We start from the raw sequence: 12,203 nt of genomic DNA, 5'->3' as shown, positions 1-12,203 counted from the left end.
GCACCGGCTTGATCTGTCGCAAATCCTCACCGCCGCGAGCCGTTACGATAGAAACGGTCGCACCAGGTTGCAGCGAGGAAGCCATGAGTCTGATCCTTCGCGTTTTCTTCATACTTGCGGGATCCATTACCGCGCTGTTCGTCGCGCGCGATTCTCTGAACTTTGACGTCATGCAAATGTTCATGGCCATCCTGCTCGTGATCGGGCTCCTGTTGGCCGGCAGTCTCTGGAGCCTGTGGCGGCAAACGTGACAGCTCGAGCTCGGTCGATGGCCTTGGGATTGAGGCGTCCGTTATGGTTCGCTGGTATCGGCGCCATTCGCCCATAATATTTGCTGTTGCACGTCACGTACGCGCTGCATCGTTGGTGCCGTAGGGCTCGAAGCAACTGAGCGCGCGGCGCCGGATCCTAATCGGAGGGGATGTCGAAAAGGGCTTCGCTGGATTGGCGCAGATCGTTTCCGCCCAGTTCGGAACGGTACTGCCACGGGGTGATCCACCCGCCGAGGGCCGGCTATTGAGGCCGGCCCTCGGAAAGCAGATGGCGGATGTCGTCGACGCGTCCGGAATGGAAACGTCTATCGTCCTTCGAGCCCGGAAGAGTCCTTGGTGATGTTCATGAACATCAGGGCTATTGCCGATGCGGCAGCAACAAATGCCGCGGTCCATCTGACGGTGGAGACGGCAAAGGCGGCGTCAAGCCGCCAGCTTGTGGATACCGGCTCGGTCGAGGCGAGCGGTACCACATCCGGAAAGTACCAATTGCAGAATAGAGCGAGCACGACCGCGAGGATCGCACTACCGACAAAGATGAAGGTTAATCGCCGTTTCATGGAACTCCTCCTGTCAATGGGGAGAATGTTGCCAGACCTGACGGCATCGACCAATTCAGGAGTTTCCCTTAGGCGATGTATCGCTCGCCCGTTCCGTCGGGGACGCCAGCAGGCGGGAAGTACTGCGTTCAAGCGTGGTGGAGGGCGTACCGGAAGCGTCTACAATATCCCAATCGACCATTCCGGTTTCAATGTTGTCTTGGATCAGGACTACATCGGACGTCGCGTCCGACGCGTCGTTCTGCCGCGATGCCACGCGGTGCAGCAGTGTGGCGCGCCCGGCGGTCAAGAAAATGCCGCGAAAGCCAACTTTTGCGTCGCGAGCAGCGGCTTCAGCGGCACCACGCGCCACCGGCTTCAGGAAGACCGCATCGAGTATTACCGAAACTCCCTGGCCTAATGTGTGCGCGGCATGCTTGAGCATGGCCTGGTAGACGCGGTCGGATGCTTCGGGCGTATAGGTTTCCGGCGATAATGTCGCGTGCTCGGCGACGTGATGGAGCTGCTTGCGAATGACATCCGATCGCAGAACCAAGGCGCCCGGGGGCGGCGCGATCAGATGCGCCATGTCGCGCGCCAGCACGCTCTTGCCGGTACCGGACTTCCCGCCAACTGCAATTAGGCGGGGCGGCTCCGGTTCAATGAGCCGGCGTGCAAGCTCGAAATAGCGCTTCGCTTGGGCGTCGATCGCTTGATCGAACTGGTGTTGCCGTGCCTTGGTGAAGAGCACGTTGGCCCGGATCGCTGCGCGCATTGATAGGAACAGTGGCAGCAGACACAACGCACCCGATTGCGAGTCCCAGGCGGTCTGCACGTAGCTATTGAACAGCCTGTTGGCCACGGTCTCCCGTCTGAAGTACAGCAGGTCCATCAGTGGAAATGCGAGGTCGTAGAGGACGTCGGTCGTCGCGATATTGGGGTCAAACTCGATCGCATCGAACAGAATGGGATCGCCGTCGAGCAGGACGATGTTGCCGAGATGTGCATCGCCGTGACAGTGCCGGACCTGCCCAGCGGCGGCGCGGCGGCGCAACAGTTCGAGGTTGCGCGCGAGGGCTTGATGGCTCAGTTCGTGCAATCGATCGATTTCCTCCCGGGACAGAGCTGGCGCGGCGCAAAACTGCTCCGTATTTCGGTCGATGATGACCGGGAGCGAGGCAAGCCATGAGGATCCTCCGCGTCCGGTTGCGGTTCGATGGGATTCGAGCAGGATGGCGGCCAGTCTCTCGCCAAGCTCCGGGCGGATTACATCCCGCTCGGCGAGATGATCGAGTGTCTTGTTCTCGTCGAAACGAGCCATTTCGACGGCCCATTCGACAACCGGACCGGTCCCCTCGACCGCAAGCCCATCGCGCCCGCGCGTGATCGGAATCACCCTGCGATAGATGGAAGGGGCGTGGCGCTTGTTGATGGCGATCTCATCTTCGCAGGCGCGCCGCCGCTTCTCCAATGTCGAGAAGTCGAGATAGGGCAGCTTGACCGCTCGCTTGATCTTCAGGACGCGCGAAGGTTCGAGAAAGACGATCGAACAATGGGTGTCGATCCGCTTTACCGGCGCGTTCGGCTGGCCAGATCTGGCCAGGAACGACAATACGGCTGCCTGGTCGGTCTCGCCTGTGGCCGCGTCGGGTGTTGGTGCCGGCGTCGTCATGGCTTCAACACGGCCGCGCCGATGAGCTTGCCGTCCCGCAGGCGCCCGAGTGCTTCATTCGCCTGATCCAAGGGAAAGACGGTGACGTGCGTCCGGATTCCAGCCTTTGCCGCTGTCTTGAGAAAGTCGACGCCATCTTGTCGCGTCAGGTTGGCAACGGAGACGATCTGCCGTTCACCCCAAAGGATGTCGTAGGGAAAGCTCGGGATATCCGACATGTGAATGCCGGCACAGACCACCCGTCCGCCCTTTCGTAGCGTGCGCAGCGCAAGCGGCACAAGCGGCCCGGTCGGGGCATAGATGATCGCGGCATCAAGCTCAGCCGGCGGCCGATCTTCTGAAGCTCCCGCCCAGCACGCGCCGAGCGATAATGCCAAGTGCTGGGCCTCGGTGTCGCCCGCGCGGGTGAAAGCGTAGACATCCCGCCCTTGCCAGCGCGCCACTTGCGCCACGATATGTCCGGCCGCGCCGAAACCGTAGATGCCGAGTTTGCGGCCGTCGCCAGCCATCACCAGGGAGCGCCAGCCGATCAGGCCGGCGCAGAGCAGCGGTGCCAGCTCCGCATCCTCGCCGTCTTCGCCGAGCGGAAAGCAGTAACGCGCGTCTGCCACCAGGTGCGTGGCAAAGCCGCCGTCCCGCGTATAGCCGGTAAACAGGGGGGCGTCGCAGAGGTTTTCCTTGCCCTCCCGGCAGTAGGGGCAATGCCCGCAGGTCGATCCAAGCCAGGGAACGCCGACGCGTGTGCCGAGATGCGCATGGTCGACGCCGTCGCCAATCGCGTCGATACGGCCAACCACCTCATGGCCGGGAACGATCGGGTAGGCGATGTCGGGCAGTTCTCCGTCGACGACATGCAGGTCGGTGCGGCAAACGCCACAGGCATTGATCTTGACGCGCACCTCGCCCGGCCGGGGAATCGGATCGGGCCGCTCGGTATATTGCAGTCGCGCGCCGCGCGCGGGAAGGATCATGGCGTGCATGACGGAACTCACTTGGGTCTGTGCCTCTCCTTTGATCACATGACATTGGTCCGGTTTTGATCCTGGTCAACGGCCGGGCGGCTGTTCCTGACTAGCTTTGCTTCGCGAGCGACACTCAAGCAGGAGGTACTGATGGCTAACGACGTGATCCCCGTTCGAACCGAGCGCGCCATGGCGCGGCGGGAAAACAACCCCTTCACGTTCCTGCAGCAGGAGATCGACCGGCTGTTTGACGGATTCGGCCGCAATTTCCCGGCGTTCACCGCGCCGCAGGCGATGATGCCGCGCATGGACGTCAGCGAGACCGACAAGACCGTCGAGATCTCCGCCGAGCTACCCGGCCTCGAGACCAAGGACGTTCAGCTCAACCTCGCCGACAACGTGCTCACGATCCGGGGCGAGAAGAAGAGCGAGCGCGAGGAGCAGGACAAGGACTATCACCTGATCGAGCGCAGCTTCGGCGCATTCTCGCGGTCCGTTGCATTGCCCGAGGGCGTCAAGGCGGAAGACGTCAGCGCCGAGATCGCCAAGGGCGTGCTCAAGGTCACCGTCAAGAAGCCGGCTCCCAAGCAGAGCAGGCAGATCGACATCAAGACGGCGGCGTAGCCGCCTTGCGGGGCGCGTCGCTCGTCAGGCAGCGACGCGTCCGCGAAATAGCCATCCATCCAAGGGGATCTGCCATGTACGAATTTCTCCAGGAAACCGTCGCGAGCAACATGACGAGGTCGGTACGAAGTGTCGCCCCCGAGATGACCGTCGGCGACTTGTACCGATTGTTCGCAAAAGACGACTATGACGCCTATCCCGTGCTCCGCGACGATGTCGTGGTAGGGTTCGTCACGAAACTCGACGCCCTGAAGGTGTTCGCCTGTCCGACAGATCACATCTTGCCACGTTACGACGATCAGATGGGAACGACGGTCGATGAGATCATGTCGTCCGATGTGATCGCGGTTGAGCCGGACACAAATTTGCAGCGTGTTCTGCAACTGATGGTCGCACATCGGCTCAAGAGCCTGCCTGTGATTGACAAGTATCACCACCTGGTCGGGATTATTGCTCGCGAGGATGTCATGCGGGTGCTGGCACGCTGCACGAAGCGGCAGGCGCCTTCGCTCGTTCCCTGCGAGACCGTCCGATGTCTACGTTTGGTCTAGAACGGGTTCTTTCGCCTCGAACGGTCGCGCTTGTCGGCGGCAGTTCGCGTCCATCTTCGCTCGGCCTGGCGGTGCTCATGAATCTCAAGGCGTGCGGCTTTTCCGGCCGCATCGCCGTGGTCAATCCAAACTATGCTGCGATCGACAGCGAGACTACGTCCCCGGATCTCAAGTCACTTCCATTCGTTCCGGATCTCCTCGCGATCACGGCGCCGGCGGCCGCGATTCCCGGGATCATCTCGGACGCTGCTGCGGTCGGTGTCGCCGGTGCGGTGATCCTGTCGGCCGGTCTCGGGCACGGCGCCGGCTCGCTGGCCGAGACGGTCGCGCGGACCGCGCGCATGCACGGCATGCGCCTGATCGGGCCGAACTGTCTCGGCGTCATGGTGCCGCGCGCGAAGCTCAACGCGAGCTTTGCCGCGCATCAGCCCGCCGACGGGCGTCTTGCCCTGATCTCGCAGTCCGGCGCCGTTGCTGCCGCGATGATCGAATGGGCGGCAGAGCGGCGGCTCGGCTTCTCCGGCATCGTATCGATCGGAGACCAGCTCGACGTCGATGTAGCTGATTTGCTCGACTATTTCGCGCAGGACGATCACACCAACGCGATCCTGCTCTACATCGAGGCCGTCAAGGATGCGCGCAAGTTCATGTCGGCCGCCCGCGCCGCGGCGCGGCTCAAACCGCTGATTGTCGTGAAAGCAGGCCGGATGGCGCAGGGCGCCAAGGCCGCAGCCACCCATACCGGCGCGCTGGCCGGTTCGGACGCGGTCTATGACGCGGCGTTCCGCCGGGCCGGCATGCTGCGCGTGTACGACCTTCGGGAATTGTTCGACTGCGCCGAATTGCTTGGCCGCGGCTTCGTTCCGCGCGGCAACCGGCTGTCGATCCTGACCAATGGCGGTGGGCTCGGCATCCTCGCGATCGACCGGCTCGTTGAGCTCGGGGGCGTTCCGGCGAGCTTGTCGGCGGAGACGATTGCGGCGCTCGATCGGGTTCTGCCACAAGGCTGGTCTCGCGCCAACCCCGTCGATATCTCCGGCGACGCCGATGCTGCCCGCTACGTGTCTGCGCTCGACGCATTGCTCGAGGACACGAACAGCGACGCCGTGCTGGTCATGAACGTGGAAACGGCGGTCGCGCCGACCGAAGGAATCGCCGAAGCGGTCGCACAATGTGTTCGTGACCGTCGGACCAGGAAGAGTGACGTTGCCGCGCTGGTGCTTGCATCGTGGGACGGTGCCGACGAGCGCACCGCGGCAACCTTCGAAGCTGCCCGCGTCCCGCATTTTCCCACCGAAGATGACGCGGTGCGCGCTTTCATGTATTTGGTGAGATATCGCGAGGCCTCCATCGCGCTGGCCGCAACTCCGCCCAGTATCGCCGCGACGTTTGCGCCGGAGACGGAGGCGGCGCGGCGCGTGATTGCGAAAGCGCTGTCCGAGGGGCGAGGATGGCTTGACCCAGTTGAAATCGTGGCCCTGTTCAAGGCGTACGATATTCCGATCGTTCCGACCGTTGTGGCCCGTGATGCCGATGAAGCCGTGGACAAGGCCGCGCCCTTTCTTGCGCAAGGGCTTGCCGTAGCGGTGAAGCTGTTCTCTCGCGACATCAGGCACAAGTCGGACATCGGCGGTGTCATTCTCGGCTTGCGGACTAGCGAAAGCGTCGTACAGGCGGCCAGGACGGTGCTCGCGCGCGCCCGGGCAGCGCGGCCGGATGCCGTCCTGCAAGGCGTGACGATCCAGCCGATGATCGAACGACGGGCGGCACGCGAATTGCTCCTCGGTATTGCCGACGATCCGACCTTCGGTCCCGTGATCGTGTTTGGCCGCGGCGGCACCGCCGTCGAAGTAATCAACGACAAGGCGCTGGCGCTGCCCCCGCTCGACATGAACCTCGCTCGCGACCTGGTCGGGCGTACCCGGGTCTCGCGGCTGCTTGCGGCCTACCGCGACGTGTCCGCCGTGCCGGCCGAAGCCGTGCCGCTTACCCTCGTCAAGCTGGCACAGATGGCGGCCGATATTCCGGAGGTCGCCGAGCTCGACATCAATCCGCTGCTCGCTGACGAGACCGGTGTGCTGGCGCTCGACGCGCGCGTGGCGATCCGCAAGCCCGCGCGGCTGTTTGCCGGTCAGACGCGGCTCGCGGTGCGGCCATACCCGTCACAATGGGAGGGAGAGCTTGTCCTCAAGGACGGCTCGCGCGTCGTTGTGCGGCCGTTGCGGCCGGAAGATGAGCCCATGGTCGATAGCTTCTTCAGGCGTGTAACGGCCGAGGATCTCAGACTTCGTTTCTTCCAGGCAATGAAGAATTTTTCGCATGCGTTCATTGCGCGGCTGACCCAGCTCGACTACGCGCGCGCGATGGCCTTTGCGGCACTGGATCCGAGCACCGGCGCCATGGTGGGAGCAGTCCAGCTTCATTCGGACTCGCTCTACGAGAATGCCGAGTACGCTATCCTGTTGCAGTCCGACCTCAAGGGCAGAGGATTTGGGTGGGCGCTGATGCAGCTTCTGATTCAGTATGCGCGGTCGGAAGGGCTGAAGCGGCTGTCAGGTGAAGTGCTGGCCGAGAACACCACCATGCTGAACATGTGCCATGAACTCGGGTTCACCGCCGTGACAGAGCCGACCGACCACCGGATCGTCAATGTCGTCCTCGACCTCTCCCTTCCGATGGTGGATGCCTTGGGGGCCGACATTCTGATCCGGCGCAGTCGCGATCAAAGCGGCGTGACGGCAACGACCCGATAGGGGTGCATGCCGTCCGCCTCGCGGACGGAGACATATTCGCCGAGCCGAAAGCGCTCGTTGCCGAAATGATATCCGGCTTCATCGGCTGTCGAACCGGTCACGTCGTAATGGAAGCGCCAGCTGCCGCCCGGACCGTGAACGAGGTGACCGAGCTGATCGTCTTCCGCGGGGCGCTGACGAACGACGCGGCAGGCCTCGCGATGGGCTTTCCAGGTTTCGACATCGATCTGCGATGCCGTATCGAGCGGGGCGACGATGATATAGCCGATCGCGGACGCGCCCTCGGGGTGATCATGCTCGCGCGCGCGTTCGAGCCGAACCTGCCTGAACGAGTGCGGCAACGCAGTGTTTTGCAGAGGCGTGAAGGCGGCGCGATTCATCAGAAATCTCCCTGAACATGCCCGAGCTGCCGGGCGACCTGCTCAATTCTAGAGCCGCGGCGCGCCAAGCCGTTGATTTGGGTCAAGCGCATGTCTGGGGCACGGTGAAGTCGATTGCGCTGGGTCAAACACAGCCGTCTCCAGTAGCCTAACGTGAACCGCAAATTGGAGTCAGAATCTTGCCCAACGCCCCGGCCCTGACAGCGAATGCGGACGATCCGCGCGTGCTTACCGCATGTGGGGCCTGGAACGTTGCCAACGTCGAAGCGCTGGAGCGGCTGTGTGCGAACGCCGCGCGTACCGATATCGGCTCGATCGATGTACGTCGCGTCACCGCGCTCGACACCGTCGGGGCCTGGCTTCTTGAAAGGCTCGCCCGCGGTGGCGCTGCCAGAGCAGCCCTCACAGGTGCTGACGGTCCATATGGCGACCTGCTGGAAGAGGTGCGAGGACTGAACCGTGGCGGCCCAACCGAACGCAGATCAGTCAACCCCGTGCTGCAGAGACTCGATCAGCTCGGCCGCGGCAGCAGGCGGTTGGCGTCCGATTCGGCGGCATTCCTGCATATGCTCGGCGCCTTCAGCGCAGCGCTGCTCGGCATTCTCAGGCATCCGCGATCGTTCCGACTGACGTCGACGGTCTATCAGCTCGGCCGGGTGGGCTGGCAAGCGGTGCCGATCATGGTGCTGATTACGTTCCTGATCGGCGCCATCATTGCTCAGCAAGGCATCTTCCATTTCCGCCGCTTCGGCGCGGAATCCTATGTCGTCGACATGGTGGGCATCCTCGTGCTGCGCGAGATTGGCGTGCTGATCGTGGCCATCATGGTGGCCGGACGCTCGGGCAGTGCCTATACCGCCGAGATCGGTGCGATGAAGATGCGTGAGGAGATCGACGCGCTCAGCACCATGGGGCTCGATCCTGTCGCAGTCCTGATCCTGCCGCGGATCCTGGCACTGGTGGTGGCGCTGCCGATTCTCACCTTTCTCGGCTCGCTCGCGGCGCTCTACGGCGGTGGGCTCATCGCCTGGCTTTATGGCGGCATGAGCCCGGCGATCTTCATCGCACGCCTTCACGACGCGGTTTCAGTCACTCATTTCGAGGTCGGCATCATCAAAGCGCCATTCATGGCACTCGTGATCGGGCTTGTCGCGGCGGTAGAAGGATTGAGCGTCAAGGGCAGCGCGGAGTCGTTGGGGCAGCAGACGACGGCGTCGGTCGTGAAATCGATCTTCCTTGTGATCGTGCTCGACGGGTTGTTCGCAGTTTTCTTCGCTTCGATCGGGATGTAGCCATGGCCGACACGCCAGCGATCCATATCCGCGACCTCGTGGTCGGCTTCGGCGAGAAGATCATTCTTGATCATCTCGATCTCGACGTGAACGACGGCGAAATTCTCGGCCTCGTGGGCGCATCCGGCGGCGGAAAGTCGGTGCTGATGCGGACATTGGTCGGTTTACTTCCGAAGCGGAGCGGGCAGGTCGATTTCGCAGACGACGGCGATGACGAACGCCGCTGGGGCGTGCTGTTCCAGCAGGGGGCGCTGTTCTCGGCCTTGACGGCTCGCCAGAACATCCAGTTTCCGCTGCGCGAGCGCGCGCGGCTGTCGCCAGGGCTGCTGGACGAAATTGCGGATGCGAAGCTCGAGATGGTCGGCCTTACGCGCGAAGACGGGGACAAGTATCCGTCCGAACTCTCGGGCGGCATGACCAAGCGGGTTGCGCTCGCGCGGGCACTGGCGCTCGACCCCTCGCTGTTGTTTCTCGATGAGCCAACGTCCGGGCTCGATCCTATCGCTGCGGGCGAATTCGATACCCTGATCCGGACGTTACATCGGACGTTGCGTTTCACTGTGTTCATGGTGACGCACGACTTGAACAGCCTGCAAGCCATCTGCGACCGCGTCGCCGCACTCGCCGACGGTAGGATCGCAGCCATCGGGCGGCTGTCATCGGTGCTCAAGTCTGATCACCCTTGGGTCCAGGCTTACTTTCACGGAGCCCGGGCGCAGAAGCTTGGCCTCGGCAATTAGGCAGAAAGAGACGCATATGGAAATCCGCGCGCCCTACATTGTCATTGGTGCATTCGTACTGTCGGCAATCGTCGCCGTGTTCGGCTTCGTCTACTGGCTGAACAATTTCGGTGGAATCGGAAAGCGGGAGACATATCAGCTCGTCTTTACCGATCCCGTGCCGGGTCTGCTCGTCGGGGCAGGCGTTCTCTTCAACGGTATCCGCGTCGGCGAGGTCACAGCCCTTGAACTGGTTCCGGAACGCCCGCGCGAGGTTCGCGCCAGGATCGCAGTCGCCGAGCGGACGCCGGTGCATACCGATACGCGTGTCGGCCTCGACTTCCAGGGATTGACCGGCGTTCCGGTGATCGCGCTGGAAGGCGGTGATGATCCCCAGGCGCCGCCGGCGCGCGAACCGCTGGTGGCCGAAAAGGGGGCCGGGCGGAGCATGACGCAGGCCGCCCGGGATGCGCTCCGCCGGGTCGATGCCGTCCTGTCCGACAACGCCGCGCCGCTGCACAGCACGATCGACAATCTCAGCACGTTCGCCGAAGGCCTCGCGCGCAACACGCCGAAGCTCGATGGAATCGTGGCCGGACTTGAGCGCATGACCGGCGGTGCGTCCGCGCCGCGCAAGGTGGCGTACGACCTTCACGCGGTGGACAGCTTCGGCGCGCAACGCCATGCGAATCTGCCCGAGCAGTTGGTCATGGCGGAGCCGACCGCGATCGCCCGCCTCCAGACTCAGCGCTTTTTGTTCACGCCCGATGAGGAAACCCAGGGATTCGAAGGTGCGCAGTGGAGCGACAGTCTCCCGGTGCTGGTGCAGGCGCGGTTGCTGCAGAGCTTCGAGAATTATGATGTCGAGCATGCGCCACTGCGCGCCGACAGCGGCGTAGAAGGTGCGCCGCGTCTGCTGATCGACCTTCGCCGGTTCGAAATTGTGCAGGGACCTCAACCGCGCGCGACGATCTCCTTGTCCGCGAAGATCGTGGATCGAAATGGTCAAGTAAAGGCTGCAAAGCTTCTCGAGGGATCCGAAGGAATTAGCTCGCTGACACCGTCGGAGGCGGCCGCTGCCTTCGATAAGGCTTTCGGCACCCTCGCAAGGGAGCTCGTGATGTGGGTTGCGGCGACGGCCTGAACCAGATCGTTGCAGCGTCTCACAACGAACGTCCTGGATCAGAGTTGCTCGGCGGCTGCCGCCAAGCCAAGGTCGTCGCGACCTAGCGACCTGTGACCAGCAGGCTGCGGCAGTGCCGCGCAATACTGACTTCCTCATTGGTCGGAATGATCAGTACGTCGACCGGGCTGCCCTTCGCGGCGATACGCTGCGCGCTCTGAGCATTTGCGGCTGCATCGACGCTGACGCCGAGCCAGGAGAGGCGATCGCAGATGCGCTGTCGGATTTCCGAGGCATGCTCGCCGATACCGCCGGTGAACACCAGGCCATCGAGGCCGGCGAGGGTATTTGCCATCACGGCGACTTCTGCGGCGACACGAAATGTGAAGAGATCGACGGCTTCGCGAGCCGCAGGATCGTGGCTCGCCAGCAGGGCGCGCATGTCGGCTGACACCCCTGAGACGCCGAGCAGACCCGAACGTTCGTAGAGCAGGTGCTGCACGTCGTCGACCGACATTTTCTCTTGCTGCATGAGATAAAGCAGCACGCCGGGGTCGATCGTTCCACAGCGTGTCCCCATCACGAGACCGTCGAGTGGGGTCAATCCCATTGTGGTGTCGACGCTGTCGCCCTTTCGCAAGGCACAGAGGCTCGCGCCGTTGCCGAGATGCGCCACGACGACGCGCTTGTCGGCCCATTGCGGCGCGATCGCGGCGAGTTGGCTCGCGACGTATTCGAAGGAGAGGCCATGGAAGCCGTAGCGGCGGATGCCGCGCTCCTCAAATTGCCGCGGAATGGCAAAGCGGCTCACCGGCGGCGCGAGGCCGTGATGAAAGGCCGTGTCGAAGCAGGCGATCTGCGTCAGCTCCGGCTGCAGTGACTGCACGGCCCGGACCGGCGCCAGACAGCGCGGCTGGTGCAGCGGCGCCAGCGGCGTCAACGCCTCCAGCGCAGCGAGAGTCTGCCCTGTGATGACGACCGGCCGATAGAACGCACGCCCGCCATGGACGATGCGGTGGCCGGCGGCGGCGAGCCTGCTGCCGTCGAGATAATCCTCGATCCAGGCAAATATATCGCTGAACAGGCCGTTGTCCTCCAACGTGCCGCTCGCGCGGCGCTTCTCGAACAGCTGCTTGCCCGAGGCATCGCTTACCACGATGCGCGGGGTCTTCGCCTGCTCGTCAAGCAGGCCCTTGCATTGCAGCTTTGGTTCGGCCGGCGCGATGTCGAAAAGGCCGAACTTGATGCTGGACGAGCCGGCGTTGAGCACCAGGACACTGTCGGACATAGACCGTCTCTCTCGCGTGTTCGCTGCC

General features: G+C 63.3%; 12 protein-coding genes. 7 read left to right on the top strand and 5 right to left on the bottom strand.

Annotated features, from left to right (window positions below; genetic code table 11):
- Positions 1-83 precede the first annotated feature (83 nt).
- On the top strand, positions 84-251 hold the full coding sequence (locus JQ573_RS16240) for a hypothetical protein (RefSeq protein ID WP_212313183.1): 168 nt from the start codon (positions 84-86) through the stop codon (positions 249-251).
- Positions 252-577: 326 nt separating this feature from the next.
- Here JQ573_RS16240 and JQ573_RS16235 read toward each other — a convergent pair whose 3' ends face one another.
- The 3 genes from JQ573_RS16235 to JQ573_RS16225 are packed head-to-tail and all read right to left on the bottom strand — an operon-like array spanning position 578 to position 3,463.
- On the bottom strand, positions 578-832 hold the full coding sequence (locus JQ573_RS16235; protein ID WP_212313180.1) for a hypothetical protein: 255 nt from the start codon (positions 830-832) through the stop codon (positions 578-580).
- 55 nt (positions 833-887) lie between these two features.
- A complete protein-coding gene (locus tag JQ573_RS16230) occupies positions 888-2,483 on the bottom strand; it encodes an AAA family ATPase (protein WP_212313178.1) in 1,596 nt (531 codons plus the stop codon).
- Positions 2,480-3,463 (bottom strand): zinc-dependent alcohol dehydrogenase family protein, encoded by a 984-nt coding sequence (locus JQ573_RS16225; RefSeq protein WP_212313177.1) that lies wholly within the window; start codon positions 3,461-3,463, stop codon positions 2,480-2,482. Before JQ573_RS16225 ends, JQ573_RS16230 begins: the two co-directional genes overlap by 4 nt.
- Positions 3,464-3,595: 132 nt before the next feature.
- Here JQ573_RS16225 and JQ573_RS16220 point away from each other — a divergent pair, with 132 nt between their 5' ends.
- From JQ573_RS16220 to JQ573_RS16210, 3 genes are all read left to right on the top strand, one after another.
- On the top strand, positions 3,596-4,069 hold the full coding sequence (locus JQ573_RS16220) for an Hsp20/alpha crystallin family protein (RefSeq protein WP_212313175.1): 474 nt from the start codon (positions 3,596-3,598) through the stop codon (positions 4,067-4,069).
- Between the two features lie 74 nt (positions 4,070-4,143).
- The gene (locus JQ573_RS16215; protein ID WP_212313173.1) at positions 4,144-4,620 is read left to right on the top strand and encodes an HPP family protein; all 477 of its coding nucleotides are present in this window, start codon (positions 4,144-4,146) and stop codon (positions 4,618-4,620) included.
- Positions 4,602-7,373: a bifunctional acetate--CoA ligase family protein/GNAT family N-acetyltransferase gene (locus JQ573_RS16210; RefSeq protein ID WP_212313165.1), complete on the top strand. Its 2,772-nt coding sequence runs from the start codon at positions 4,602-4,604 to the stop codon at positions 7,371-7,373. The genes JQ573_RS16215 and JQ573_RS16210 overlap by 19 nt, the downstream gene beginning before the upstream one ends.
- Here JQ573_RS16210 and JQ573_RS16205 read toward each other — a convergent pair.
- On the bottom strand, positions 7,343-7,753 hold the full coding sequence (locus tag JQ573_RS16205; protein WP_212313157.1) for a hypothetical protein: 411 nt from the start codon (positions 7,751-7,753) through the stop codon (positions 7,343-7,345). The two genes, JQ573_RS16210 and JQ573_RS16205, sit on opposite strands and share 31 nt — an antisense overlap.
- 179 nt (positions 7,754-7,932) lie before the next feature.
- Between JQ573_RS16205 and JQ573_RS16200 the strand changes: the two genes are divergently transcribed.
- From JQ573_RS16200 to JQ573_RS16190, 3 genes are read left to right on the top strand one after another with little or no spacing between them, the layout of a single operon-like run.
- On the top strand, positions 7,933-9,045 hold the full coding sequence (locus JQ573_RS16200) for an MlaE family ABC transporter permease (RefSeq protein ID WP_409334720.1): 1,113 nt from the start codon (positions 7,933-7,935) through the stop codon (positions 9,043-9,045).
- A gap of 2 nt (positions 9,046-9,047) precedes the next feature.
- Positions 9,048-9,785 carry an ABC transporter ATP-binding protein gene (locus JQ573_RS16195; RefSeq protein ID WP_212313156.1) on the top strand — a complete coding sequence of 246 codons (738 nt, stop codon included), beginning with the start codon at positions 9,048-9,050 and terminating at the stop codon, positions 9,783-9,785.
- A gap of 16 nt (positions 9,786-9,801) precedes the next feature.
- Entirely contained in the window at positions 9,802-10,908 is a 1,107-nt protein-coding gene (locus tag JQ573_RS16190; RefSeq protein ID WP_212313154.1) for an ABC-type transport auxiliary lipoprotein family protein, read from the top strand.
- 82 nt (positions 10,909-10,990) lie between these two features.
- Here JQ573_RS16190 and JQ573_RS16185 read toward each other — a convergent pair whose 3' ends face one another.
- Positions 10,991-12,175 (bottom strand): acetate/propionate family kinase, encoded by a 1,185-nt coding sequence (locus tag JQ573_RS16185; protein ID WP_212313152.1) that lies wholly within the window; start codon positions 12,173-12,175, stop codon positions 10,991-10,993.
- Positions 12,176-12,203 lie beyond the last annotated feature (28 nt).

Source organism: Bradyrhizobium sp. AUGA SZCCT0105 (assembly GCF_018129565.1).
Taxonomy (GTDB): domain Bacteria; phylum Pseudomonadota; class Alphaproteobacteria; order Rhizobiales; family Xanthobacteraceae; genus Bradyrhizobium.
The sequence above is the reverse complement of the archived record's forward strand: the minus strand, read 5'-3'. Positions and strand labels throughout refer to the sequence as shown.